Source organism: Candidatus Tisiphia endosymbiont of Melanophora roralis (assembly GCF_964026575.1).
In the GTDB taxonomy this organism is placed as follows: domain Bacteria; phylum Pseudomonadota; class Alphaproteobacteria; order Rickettsiales; family Rickettsiaceae; genus Tisiphia.
Window position 1 is genome coordinate 363,483 of sequence record NZ_OZ032161.1, and the last position, 11,867, is coordinate 375,349.

An 11,867-nucleotide genomic window follows, 5' to 3' on the forward strand; every position below is an offset into this window, starting at 1 on the left:
ACAAACTCAGATAGACTAAAACTCGTACCATAATTGGTTGCGGGGGTTGGATTTGAACCAACGACCTTCAGGTTATGAGCCTGACGAGCTACCAAACTGCTCCACCCCACGATAATGGAAGTACCTGTGAATTGATTCTTTTTGGTAATTTTATTGTCAAAATTTGCTTCCGTTCCTTACGTATATTTGCGTACTGCTTGCGGTATACTCTTCTACATTTTTCCTAAATACGCACACACCTACTATGACGTCACCCTAAATTTATTTCAGAACCTAAACTACTTAGTTTTAACAAATCCTCCACCCCGTTCAGGTTGACATCTACCTTGAGTAAAAAGCCTAGCTATACCTTTTTACCAAAACTAAGCCCAGCAAACTTTTTATTAAAGTCACTGATATTTTTATTAGATTGGTTAACAACATTTCCAGATTCTTTAGTCCATGCTGGATGTTTCCTATAATCCACATCCATCAAAATCTCTTCTGCATGACCACCGGAATTTGTTTCAAAAACATCCTTACTAATAATAATTTTGAATTTTTTATATTTTGGGTGTATTCCAGTTTTCATAATGAAGCACCAACTTTTTTCTCAACTATCTTTCTTTTAATTATCTGTGCTTTATCTGAGAGTACATCACATGATATTTTAAGCATATATGCATCAAAACCACCTACTTTCTCAACAGAACGCATACATTTGGCATTTACCGAGAGCTTATATTCTTGCTTCGTCAGATCACTTGCAAACCTTACCACCCTTAGGTTAGGTTCAAATCGTCTTCTAGTTTTTCTTTGTGAGTGTGATACTTTATTACCATATAAAACACCTACTCCACTAAGCTCACATCTACGAGACATCGTGATCTCCCTTCCCATAATTTATAACACAGGATTATACTATATAATAAGGTCTTATGTCAATATGTATATTAATATTATGTAAACTTTAATGTAAAAATCGTCAACACTTTTGAAGTAGTGAGAACATATCACGCATTGAATAAAGACCGGCTGGTTTATCAAATAACCAAATGGCAGCCTGAATTGCCCCATCAGCAAAAGATTCTTTACTTAATGCTTGATGTTTTATACTAAGAACTTGGTTATTACCTAAAAATAACACTTCATGTTCCCCATGTACCTGTCCTCCCCTAATAGAACTAATACCAATTTTATCAGGCTGTCTTTGACCTTTTTGACTACGATCAAATACTGCATATTCATCAAAATCTAAATTTCTAGCCTTAGCTACAGCCTTACCCAACATTATAGCTGTACCAGAAGGGGCGTCTTTCTTCATACGATGGTGACAATCTAGAATCTCTATATCGTAAGTATTATCTAGAATTTTTGCTGCCTTTTCTGCCAGTACTGTAAGTAAGTTCGCACCTAAACTCATATTAGCTGAATATAATATAGCCAAGCTTTTGGAAGCTGCGTTTAAGTGATCAAGCTGATATTGAGTTAGGCCAGTAGTGCCAATCACTAATTTATTGTTGTAGCTAATAGCATAATCAAGTAATTTTTCTAATATTTCACTGCTAGAAAAGTCGATAATTACATCAGAATTCTGACAAAACTCAGCAAGATCATCTATGCTATTTTTTCTAGTAAATGTTGTAGAAAGTGTACAAGCATTAAATCCATTCATTCTTTGAATTATCATCTGCCCCATTTTACCAGTTGCACCACAAACACCTATACAAACAGTCATTTTAATCCTCTATATTGTCTTAAACAATGTACTAGTGGGTTTAAGTTACTGTTCACTATAGTATTTATCACCTTACCAATCAGTATAACATGATCTCCTGCTTCATATTGACTAAACTTGTTGCATTCAATATGGCAAACTGCTCCCTCAATCAAAGGACAATTAGTAGTACACCCTAAATTATACGAAATACCCGCAAATTTATCAGTGTTAAACTTAGAAAAATGCCTAGAAATATCTTCTTGATCCTCAGCTAGAATACTAACAGCAAAATACTCGCTACTAGTAAAAGCACTCATGCTAAAAGCTTGTTTAGCAAGACAAAACGATACCAAAGGTGGTAACAAAGAAACTGAGGTAAAGGAATCTGCAGTAAAACCAAATAGCTTATTATTGTATAAAGTAGTGATAATAGTAACCCCTGTAGGCAAAGTACTAAGAGCTTGTTTAAATCGTTCGGAATTCACTGTTGAAGCCATCTTTTAGTAATACGGCTAATTGTTCCATCTTCTGTCAATTCAACAATAGCTTTATTAACACTCTCAATAAGTTTAGAATTTTTTGGCATAGCGATAGCTAGTTCAGATGAAAACTCTGTTAAACTGAAGCTAGCAAGATCAGGATTATTCTCAATAAATTTCTTAGATTGGGATGCCTCTAGTACCACCGCATCTATAACTTTTGACTTTAACTCTTCGACTAGCATTAAATTATTTGATAAATAATTTATTCTAATATTAAACTGCTTAGCTAAATCCTGAACTATTACCGCCCATGTTGTACCAAGTTGTACACCCACAGCTTTATTATCCAAATCTTCAGTATTCTTTAAATTATCTGCTGATCTATACAATATTGACACATTCGTTGATACATAAGGAACTGAGAAGCTAATATGTTTTTTACGCTCTTCGGTTACTGATAACCCAGCTATCACTATATCAACATTCTCAGTAGTCAAGGATGCAAGTAAACCATTAAAATCAAAATTTTTAATTATAACTTTTTTCCCTATTTGTTCTCCTATAGCATTAATAATATCAATATCAAATCCTACTATTTGACCATTTTGGATAAATTCGTAAGGGGGGTTATCTGCAGAAGTTGCAACTATTAAATTTTGTTCCTTAGATTGATTATCACAACCAGTCATCAAAAAGGAACAACATATAACAAGGAAGAATAGCTTTATTAGTTTCATAAAAATCAAATAACTGTTTTAATTAATCTGAGTTACCCGAATTTGGGATAAGAATTGACTAATTCTTATCCCAAATTCGTGTGAGTTCGATGTAATAATTATCCTTCTATACTGGGTATAATGCCTACGCGGGAATGACATCGAGGGAATTAGAATCGAACTCATGTTAATTGATTATCGCACTTCTTATAAGTATATACAATAGACTTTTTTAAAATTTGCCCTTTACATCCTATTATAATTTTTGTAGCATAGAATTGCTGATTTTGTAGCTATAGTAATAAACGTGATTTAGAATAGAGGTTGCGGACTCGGGGGCGGTACCCGACGCTTCCACCAAATTAAGTTGTGATAAAAGGATACTACAGGTTTTATCCATAAGCTTTCATGGGGGCGAAATAGGATCGACGTGCTTAATAAAAAAATTATCTTTACTCGGTATAATTCCGCCGGACCTTGTGTCGTTGGGTTAAAAAAAAGAAACGCAAATGATAATGAACGTTTCGTAGGAACTACAGCACTAGCTGCCTAGTCCTACGCGGTTAGGGGCTTAACCGGGCAACAGAAAAAGCCCCGCTAGAATTTTATCTTGCATAACTAGAGATATACTAAACCTCATGTGAATAAGGCTTGAACTAAGACTATTTAAATTTTGTTCAGCCTATAGCTAACCTGAAAAGGTTTTAGTTATAATGTGACCTAGCTAGAAGCTATGTCATTCCCGTTTTTAGCTAGGAATGACATCAAGGTTGTTACTATGGATCAAACATTTTCGGGTTAGCTATATCTAGTTTTGTGTTATTTTCTTTGTTTAGTTTATAACTATGAAGACCCCATATCAACAATTTCTTAACGAATGTATGTTGGAATTTGTAAAAAAGATTCTTTCAAAAATTCGTACCGATAAGTTGCAGCTGAATCAACTCTTGTATATTTCTTACAAAACTGATAATCCTGCCGTAGTTTTATCTTCTAGGATAAAAGAGCGTTATCCCAAAGAAATAACTATAGTAATACAATATCAATTTGAAGATTTAACTGTAGGACTCAATGGCTTTTCTGTAACAATTAGTTTTGATGGTATCAAAGAAACTATCTATGTACCATTTGATTCGCTTATCAGCTTTGTTGATCCTAATAATGGTTACAGCCTAAAGTTTAAGTTAGAAACAATCAAATCTAATGAATTGCCTAACGAGAAGAAAAGAGAAACAATTAAGGTGTCTAGCGATTCTAAAAGTAAATCTAATTCAGCAGATAATATAATAGTTTTGGACAAATTTCGGAAACCCAGTAAACCCGTATAACGCGAATTTGAGATAAGAATTTGTCAATTCTTATCCCAAATCGGTGAAATTATAGAAACAATCAGATTTGAGACGTCTCTGCATCTGATTGTTAAGTTTATAAGATAGCTTTTTGCATAATATCATTAAGTCTTTTTGCAAATCCGCCAGTATTATTGACTGGCTCACCTTCTACAATACAGGCTTGGTCATACATTAATCTAACCAATTCTTCATTAGCATAGTCCTTATTATTTGAGATTACATCAGCGTTAATTTTCTCAATAATTTTATGCTTAGGGTTTAGCTCAAGTATTTTAGCAGATGCTGCTATTAATTGTTTTTGTTCAATTAAGAATCTTTCCATACGAATATCCATAGCTCCGTCTCCAACGGCGATACAAGCTGGGCTTGAAGTAAGTTTTTTAGAAATCCTTACATCTTTTACTAAATCACCTAATATTTCTTTAAAATATTCCGTTAATTTTATATATTCATCATTTTCGTCTTTTACATCTTCTATTTTCTGCTCAGATTTCTCTAAATCAATATCACTTCTAGTAACTGATTTAATAGCATAACCTTTATAGCTACTATTGACATTAACCCAAAAATCATCAACTGTATCAGTAAAAAGAAGTACATCTATGTTTTTACTTAAAAATCCTTCTATTTGAGGACTAGAAAGTAATTTTGCTGGATCATCACCACTAAGATAATATATAGTGTCTTGCCCTTCTTTAAAGTTGCTAATATAGTCATCAAGACTAATCATCTTATTTAAAAGGCTACTGCTAAATATACATGTCTCAAGTAATTTGTCATGATCACTAGTTGCTTCACACAGTCCTTCTTTTAAAGCAGCTCCAAAATTGGACCAAAATTTGCTGTATTCCTCTATAGACTCGTCTTTTTTCTTTTTAAGTTCACTCAAGACTCTTTTAGTTATAGCTGCTTTAATCTTTTCTAAAGTACTATTATGCTGCAAAGATTCACGACTAATATTTAGAGGTAAATCTTCTGAATCTACTACTCCTCTTAAAAATCTTAGGTAAGAAGGTATTAAATCTATATTTTCATCAGAAATAAAAACTCTTTTGATGTATAATTTTACTCTTCTCTTACGGTCAGGGTGGAATAAATCAAAAGTCTTGGTTGACGGAATAAATAATAAATTAGTAAATTCAACTGTACCCTCATTTTTATTATGAATAGTTAACCAAGGGTCATCAAGCGAATAAGACAGAGTTTTATAAAATTCTTTATATTGCTCAAAAGTCAAATCAGACTTAGGTCTTGTCCACAATGCTGAAGCTGAATTAAGCTGTATTTCATTAGCAGTTGACTCATCAATAAAATATATAGGTATGGCTATATGATCAGAATAACTTTTAACTATATGCTTCAATCTAAAATGATCAATATAACTATCTTCATCTTGCTTGATATGAATAACCACCTCAGTTCCCCTTGTAAAATCATGGTCTAGATCATCTACAGTATATTCTCCAAGACCATCTGACTGCCAAACATAAGCTTTTGTTTCTCCTGCTTTTCTTGAGGTAACGGTGATGCTATCGGCAATCATAAAAGCTGAATAAAACCCAACCCCGAACTGTCCTATTAACATACTGTCTTTTTTAGCATCTCCAGACAGATTGTTTAAGAAATTTCCTGTACCAGACCTTGCGATAGTTCCTAGATTATCAATCAAATCTTCTCGGTTCATACCAATACCGTTATCTCTAACAATAATCTGCCTTTTATCTTTATCAATTCTGACGGTAATTTTAAAGTGAGGATCATCTGCAATAAGCTTTGCGTCACTTTGTGATAAATATCTTAATCTATCACAAGCATCAGAAGAATTAGATATTAATTCACGCATAAAAATCTCTTTATTACTATAAAGAGAGTGAATCATTAAGTTTAAAATCTTACCAACTTCAGCGTCAAACTTCTTTTTTTCTTGGGTCATATAAGTCCTATAAAATACTATACTTCAATGTTATTAGTTATGTATATAATGCTTTAAATGTAAATTTAAATAGTCTAATTCAATATTTTTTATTGCTAAGAGTTTTATACTATTAGTGTGACCTAATATTATCTCAAAATTATTTTTACAAATTTTCCATTCTTTGGATAGAAAATTGACAATAGCATCGTTAGCCTTACCATCCTTTGGAACTGCTTTTATAGATAATTTTAGATGATATTGATTATTAATTATGACAAACTCACTTATCTTATTTGTCTTTGCGTTAGCTTTAACCTTAAGAGCAATAATGGCTAATTTCTTATTGGGGTTATAGTTAAAAATCTTACTCATATACTGCATTATCAACTTATTTTATAGTCCCATTATATTATCTATTCTTTCCCAAGGAAAATCTTGATCTTCCCGTCCAAAATGCCCATATGATGCTGTCTTAAGATAGATTGGATTATATAAAGATAGTTTTTTTATAATACCGCCTGGGCTTAAATCATAATTATTCTTTATTAATTCAATTATTGCTGATTCACTCATTTTGCTAGTTCCAAACGTTTCAATACTTATAGACACTGGCTGGGCAACTCCAATAGCATAAGAAATTTGAATTTCACAACGCTGTGCAACACCTGCTGCTACAATATTTTTTGCTATATATCTTGCTGCATAAGATGCAGATCTATCGATTTTTGTTGGATCCTTACCAGAAAAGCATCCGCCACCGTGGCGTGCTATTCCGCCGTAAGTGTCAACTATTATTTTTCTTCCTGTAAGTCCACAGTCTCCTAAAGGCCCTCCAATTACGAACCTTCCTGTTGGATTCACAAGATATTTAGTATTTTTATCAATCCATTCATCTGGTAACACAGGCTTAATGATTTCTTCAATTACTGCTTCTACTAAATCAGCATGAGAAATATCAGGGTGATGCTGCGTAGAAAGCACAACGGTATCTATACCAACTGGTTTATTCTCAACATATTTAAAAGTGACTTGGCTTTTAGCATCTGGTCTTAACCAAGGCAAGATGCCCTTTTTTCTGAGTTCAGCTTGTCTCATAACTAATTTATGAGCATAGATAATTGGTGCAGGCATAAATGTAGGAGTCTCATTCGTTGCGTACCCAAACACCAAACCTTGATCACCAGCACCTATTTCATGATCTTCACGATTATCTACACCTAATGCAATATCCGGAGATTGATTGCTTATTGAAGTAATCACACTACAAGAGTCTGCGTCAAAACCTATATCAGAGCTAGTATAGCCTATATCTCTTATAATATTGCGTACTATTTGATCAATGTTAACCCAAGCATCTGTTGTGATTTCTCCAGCTATAAATACTAGTCCAGTTTTTATAAGTGTTTCGCATGCTACCCGGCTCTTTTTTGGATCCTCCTTAAGAATTGCATCCAGTATAGAATCTGAAATTTGGTCAGCCATCTTATCTGGATGTCCCTCAGAGACAGACTCAGAAGTAAATAAATGATAATTCTTCATAATATTATTTCCTAAATTTAGTATTGAGCATTAAGGAGTTATAGAGTATGTATTACAAATTGTGAAGTTTAAGTATATAATGGACTGGAAAAATTAGATAAAAAAGCAGGTAGTTTTGCTTATGTTTATATTAACTGTTGATTATGACGTTTAAATTGCCTTGTTGTTTATCAACTATTCATTTGCAAGGAGTATATATTTTTTTATGAATTTGTTTATTACTATTTTAATTATGGAGGTTTTATGCGGAGCAGAGGTAGATTTATTTGTCCCTAGTTTTCCAGATTTACAAGATACCTTTAATCTTTCTACTTTTAATGTGGAATTTTTATTAGGAATAAATCTCATAGCCCACTGTGTTACTTCTCTGATTGTAGGAAATTTAGGGGACAGGTTTGGCAGGAAGTTAATTATTATTATAGGTCTTATAATATTTATTATTGGTAGTAGCTTTTGTACTTTTGCCCCCAATTATTACGTGTTACTATTTGGTAGATTTCTGCAAGGGGTAGGTATATCTGGGGTAGCAGTATTAGGCTATGTAGTACTGGCTGATTTATATTCGGTTAAACAACAACAAAAAATGGCGGGAACTTTAAATGGTGCAATTACTTTAGCCATGGCTTTTGCACCGGTAGTAGGAAGTTATGTAAATTTTTTGCTTAGTTGGCGAGGTAATTTTGCTATACTGTTAATATTCGGGATATTTTGTTTGATAACAGGCCTATTATTTATTCCCAAAGGGCAGATAAATTATAATATTAACATATCTTTAAAAGGCTATAGCGTAGTATTTAAATCTAGAAAAGCTGTCTATCATATAGTAACCATGCTTTTTATTATGCAGGGTTATTGGGTTTTTATTGCTATCTCTCCCATTTTGTACATGCGAGATCTAGGAGTGTCTATTCAGCAGTTTGGTTTTTATCAGGGAGCAATGGCTGCAGTATTCTCGGCTGTAAGTTTTAGCAGTGGTTATTTATTGAAGAATTTTGGACAAAAAAAATGTTTTTTCTTTAGTATTTTAGCACTTGTAGCTTTTATAATTGCCGCTATAGTTTTGGTGATATGCAAGACTAATGACCCATTAACTATAACAATAGTAACACAATTAGTGGCTATTGGCATGATATTCCCTTGTAATATTTTATGGCCTTTGGCATTAGAGAGTATACCAAATGCTAAAGGCAGGATTACTGCTATATTGGTATCAGGAAGATTGATTGTTACCGCATTATGTTTGCAGCTAGTTAGTTATTTTTATCAGGGTACTTTTAAGCAATTAGCAATTGTTATGTGCATCACTATAGTTATAGCATTGATTGGTTGTTATAAATTATTGCAAGTAGATAGAATATTTGATGAACCTAAATAAATGATAAAAGATAATTTTATTCTAAAAGTAGCAGATCGATATTTTAGAGCTAAGAAGAATGAGCGATTTGTTTCTATTATTGCTGGTGTTTCTTTGATGGGTGTAACTATCGGTGTTGCTGCATTGATAGTGGTTATGTCCGTTATGAACGGTTTTCATTATGAACTGACTAAAAACATTATTGGTCTTAATGGTGACATTAGCATAACACCAGTATCACGTTCTATTGCAAATTATGATGAAATTAACAAAAAATTAATTAGTCAGAATTATATAAAACATATTTCTCCAAGCATTGTCGGTCAAGCTCTTGCACTAGGTAAAAGAATGAATAGTGGTGCTATAATTAAAGGTATAGATTTAACTGAACTCAAATATAAAAATCAAATTTTACAGAATGTTAATACTGGAGATTTTACCGATTTTTTTGGTACAGATGTGGTAGCAGTTGGTAATGAACTTGCTCGTAACCTAGGAGTTCAAGCAGGTGCAAAAATAAAATTAATTTCTCCCAATTCAATTTCTACTGCTTTTGGTAGTATGCCTAGGTCTAAAGAATTCAGGGTTGTGGCTACTTTCACTAGCGGTATGTATGATTATGATTCAGCAACTATTTTAATGCCACTTATTGCTGCCCAAAATTTTCTGTCTTTCAAGGAAGTTATTAATCTAATTGAGGTAACAACCATAGAACCGCATAAAGCAGAAATTTTTGCTTGGGAGATACAAAATCTTTTAGGATTAAGGTTAAAAGTAACAAGTTGGCAGAAATCACATTTACAGTTTCTAAATGCTTTAGCTGTTGAAAGGATAGCAATGTTTACTATTCTCTCTTTGATTATTATGGTAGCAGCCTTTAACATCGTGTCTAGCTTATTTATGTTAGTTAAAGACAAGACTTCGGATATTGCAGTACTGCGTACTATTGGTGCAAGTACTAGGCAAATTATGCTTATTTTTATTTGTAATGGCATGTTTATAGGTTTGCTCGGTACGATTTTAGGTATCATATTGGGTACAAGCTTTGCTTATAATATCCAGTCTATTAGAAATATCTTGGAGAAAGTAACTGGTACTAAAATTTTTGAAGCAGCGATTTATTTTTTATATACTCTACCATCAGAGGTAAGATTAGAAGATGTTATATTAGTATCAACTATCTCTATAGTTCTATGTTTTTGTGCAACAATTTATCCTTCATATAAAGCTGCTAAGTTGAATCCTGTGGATGCCTTGCGTTATGAATAAAGCCGTATTAATGTTAAAAAATATTTCTAAGAAATATAAGCAGGGAAAATCTATTATTGAAGTATTAAGTAATGTTAACTTAACTGTAATGCAAGGAGAGCTAGTCGCCATAATAGGCTCTTCTGGTAGCGGTAAATCAACTTTACTGCATATAGCTGGTCTACTTGATACCCCAAATAGTGGAGAGGTGCAGATAGAGTCAACAAACTATTGCCAAAATCACGCTCATATAATAAGACTGCGTAATATAGGTTTTGTCTATCAACAACATCATTTACTCAAAGATTTTACTGCCTTAGAGAATGTAGCAATGCCAAAATTAATTGCTGGTGATAGTTATAAATTAGCTCTGAAGAAGGCAGAAGAGCTATTAGCAGAGTTAGGGCTAGCTAATAAAATACATAATATGCCGGGTGAGCTATCTGGCGGTGAGCAACAAAGAGTAGCTATTGCTCGTAGCCTAATTAATAATCCTCAAATTATTTTAGCTGATGAACCTACTGGGAATCTAGATCCTAATACTGCTAATGAGATTTTTAACTTATTACTTAAAACTGCCAAACAACAAAATACCTCTATTATTGTGGTAACTCATAATCATGAAATGGCACATAAGATGCATAGAGTGTATGAATTGCAGTATGGAGAGCTGAAATAGGCGGTAAATAAATTGATGAATCAAATACTTGATTTTTATAGATATAAGATTACCATTGAATATTTAGGAACTGCTTTTGTTGGTTGGCAGAGACAGTGTAATGCTATATCTATTCAACAAATACTGGAAGATGGGATCTACAAATTTACCGGTGAAAAAGCCGTAATTTACGGAGCTGGCAGGACTGATGCAGGGGTTCATGCTTTAGGGCAAGTAGCACATTTCGATTTAGTGAAATATATGCAGCCCTATAAAGTTATGCAGGCTATCAACTATTTTGTAAGATCTCATAATATAGGGGTAGTTGATTGTGTTCTAGTCGACGGAGATTTTCATGCAAGATTTTCTGCTGTAGAACGTCATTATGTATATAGAATTATTAATAGACCTAGTCAAGTTATAATAGATTTAAATCGTGCTTGGTGGATAAAACAACCTCTTGATGTTGAAGCAATGAAATATGGAGCTTTCTATCTCATAGGAAATCATGATTTTAGCTCATTTAGAGGTAAATATTGCCAAGCAAAGTCGCCTATCAAAACCTTATCTAAGTTAGTTATTACACAAGAAAACAACGATATAAAAATATATGTTTCTGCTCGATCTTTTTTACATCATATGGTTCGAAATATTGTTGGTAGTTTAGTATTAGTTGGACGTAATATATGGCAGGCAGGTGATATACAAAAAGCTTTGGATGCTAAAAAAAGAGAGGCAGCAGGTATAAAAGCTCCAGCATGTGGGTTGTATTTTCTTAGAGTTGACTATTAACTCATGTATGGAGCTTCTGCGTACCAAACTCGCAATCAGGCTCTTTCGGCACTATTGCCTCGACGGTCTCTAGGTTGCTAACACTTTTTACACCATTTGTCATTTTTTCTGT

At 33.2% G+C, this 11,867-nt stretch carries 13 protein-coding genes, 1 tRNA gene and 1 other RNA gene; 6 read left to right on the forward strand and 9 right to left on the reverse strand.

From position 1 onward, the window contains the following. Positions 1–34: 34 nt before the first annotated feature. From AAGD53_RS01780 to AAGD53_RS01805, 6 genes are all read right to left on the reverse strand, one after another. A tRNA-Met gene (locus AAGD53_RS01780) sits at positions 35–111 on the reverse strand. A gap of 232 nt (positions 112–343) precedes the next feature. Continuing rightward, positions 344–571, reverse strand: coding sequence for a 50S ribosomal protein L31 (gene rpmE, locus AAGD53_RS01785; protein ID WP_341748295.1), 228 nt, complete (start codon positions 569–571; stop codon positions 344–346). After that, a complete protein-coding gene (gene rpmB, locus AAGD53_RS01790) occupies positions 568–861 on the reverse strand; it encodes a 50S ribosomal protein L28 (protein WP_341761471.1) in 294 nt (97 codons plus the stop codon). Before rpmB ends, rpmE begins: the two co-directional genes overlap by 4 nt. Before the next feature lie 103 nt (positions 862–964). Further along, positions 965–1,717 (reverse strand): 4-hydroxy-tetrahydrodipicolinate reductase, encoded by a 753-nt coding sequence (gene dapB, locus AAGD53_RS01795; RefSeq protein ID WP_341763050.1) that lies wholly within the window; start codon positions 1,715–1,717, stop codon positions 965–967. After that, positions 1,714–2,196 carry a flavin reductase family protein gene (locus tag AAGD53_RS01800; RefSeq protein ID WP_341763051.1) on the reverse strand — a complete coding sequence of 161 codons (483 nt, stop codon included), beginning with the start codon at positions 2,194–2,196 and terminating at the stop codon, positions 1,714–1,716. The genes dapB and AAGD53_RS01800 overlap by 4 nt, the downstream gene beginning before the upstream one ends. After that, entirely contained in the window at positions 2,181–2,918 is a 738-nt protein-coding gene (locus AAGD53_RS01805) for an ABC transporter substrate-binding protein (protein WP_341763052.1), read from the reverse strand. Before AAGD53_RS01805 ends, AAGD53_RS01800 begins: the two co-directional genes overlap by 16 nt. Positions 2,919–3,138: 220 nt before the next feature. Between AAGD53_RS01805 and ssrA the strand changes: the two genes are divergently transcribed. Then, positions 3,139–3,496: a transfer-messenger RNA gene (gene ssrA, locus AAGD53_RS01810) on the forward strand. A gap of 246 nt (positions 3,497–3,742) precedes the next feature. Further along, positions 3,743–4,225, forward strand: a complete 483-nt coding sequence (locus AAGD53_RS01815) for a ClpXP protease specificity-enhancing factor SspB (RefSeq protein WP_341762000.1) — start codon at positions 3,743–3,745, stop codon at positions 4,223–4,225. Positions 4,226–4,322: 97 nt separating this feature from the next. Here the strand turns inward: AAGD53_RS01815 and htpG are convergent, their stop codons facing one another. The 3 genes from htpG to metK are packed head-to-tail and all read right to left on the reverse strand — an operon-like array spanning position 4,323 to position 7,703. Further along, positions 4,323–6,182 (reverse strand): molecular chaperone HtpG, encoded by a 1,860-nt coding sequence (gene htpG / locus AAGD53_RS01820; protein WP_341763053.1) that lies wholly within the window; start codon positions 6,180–6,182, stop codon positions 4,323–4,325. A gap of 33 nt (positions 6,183–6,215) precedes the next feature. Next, positions 6,216–6,536: a DUF167 family protein gene (locus AAGD53_RS01825; RefSeq protein ID WP_341762002.1), complete on the reverse strand. Its 321-nt coding sequence runs from the start codon at positions 6,534–6,536 to the stop codon at positions 6,216–6,218. Positions 6,537–6,557: 21 nt separating this feature from the next. Next, positions 6,558–7,703 carry a methionine adenosyltransferase gene (gene metK, locus AAGD53_RS01830; protein ID WP_341763054.1) on the reverse strand — a complete coding sequence of 382 codons (1,146 nt, stop codon included), beginning with the start codon at positions 7,701–7,703 and terminating at the stop codon, positions 6,558–6,560. 205 nt (positions 7,704–7,908) lie between these two features. Here metK and AAGD53_RS01835 point away from each other — a divergent pair, with 205 nt between their 5' ends. Genes AAGD53_RS01835 through truA form a run of 4 tightly spaced genes read left to right on the forward strand, consistent with a single transcriptional unit; the run spans position 7,909 to position 11,755 of the window. Next, positions 7,909–9,078, forward strand: coding sequence for an MFS transporter (locus AAGD53_RS01835; RefSeq protein WP_341763055.1), 1,170 nt, complete (start codon positions 7,909–7,911; stop codon positions 9,076–9,078). Beyond that, on the forward strand, positions 9,079–10,326 hold the full coding sequence (locus AAGD53_RS01840) for a lipoprotein-releasing ABC transporter permease subunit (protein WP_341763056.1): 1,248 nt from the start codon (positions 9,079–9,081) through the stop codon (positions 10,324–10,326). Next, positions 10,319–10,984 (forward strand): ABC transporter ATP-binding protein, encoded by a 666-nt coding sequence (locus tag AAGD53_RS01845; protein WP_341763057.1) that lies wholly within the window; start codon positions 10,319–10,321, stop codon positions 10,982–10,984. The genes AAGD53_RS01840 and AAGD53_RS01845 overlap by 8 nt, the downstream gene beginning before the upstream one ends. Positions 10,985–10,999: 15 nt before the next feature. Continuing rightward, entirely contained in the window at positions 11,000–11,755 is a 756-nt protein-coding gene (truA, locus tag AAGD53_RS01850; protein WP_341763058.1) for a tRNA pseudouridine(38-40) synthase TruA, read from the forward strand. Positions 11,756–11,867: the final 112 nt, after the last annotated feature.